Annotated in this window: 1 protein-coding gene; it reads left to right on the plus strand. The window is 50.5% G+C overall.

The window, feature by feature from the left end:
- Nucleotides 1-671 (plus strand): hypothetical protein (locus AC23N5_RS31425; protein WP_487758565.1); only part of this gene is annotated, 671 nt, incomplete at both ends.

Below are 671 nucleotides of genomic sequence, written 5' to 3' on the forward strand. Positions count from 1 at the left end.
AATGCGGCGACAAATGTAGCGTTGTCGTCTTTACCCAATCAAACACCTACGGAGACGAGTTCATATTACGCCCGTTGCCAAGCGGGAGGGGGCTGTTTGAGTGAAAAGAGCAATGTGGTGACATTCACCGTGACGCCTACTCATGTCGCGCCAACGATTACGGTGAGTCAAGACATTGTCTGCACAGGTACCACGGTGAGAATCTCGGCGAACTGTCCTGCAGGTAGTCAAACGTTCTGGAACACGGGCGTAACGGCCTCAAGTTTTGAAGTGTCGTTCAGCAACGTGACGAAGCAGAGTTACTGGGCAAAGTGTCTTTTTGAAGGCGGCTGTCAAAGCGCGGAAAGCGTTCGCAAAGATGTGTACTGGAATGCGTTTGTGGTGACGTTGATAAACATTGGTGAATCTAAATCGGCAGTGAAGGTAAACGACCGCGCAGCGTGGTCGAGTCAATTCATCACCCGAGATGGCGGTCCTGAATTGGAACAAAGTACGCAAGTAAATCCGACTTTATATCACGTAGAAAATGCTAACAAAATGGCACCACGTTACTGGACCATCAACGTAGACGCGTGTGCGTTGGGCACAAACGGCTCATTGACGTTCGACATGTTGGCGACGCCAGAAATGGGTGTGCTTCGTTCCTTCAACACGCATGAGAACAACGCGCC

The sequence above is a fragment of the Runella sp. R5_40 genome (genome assembly GCF_057652295.1).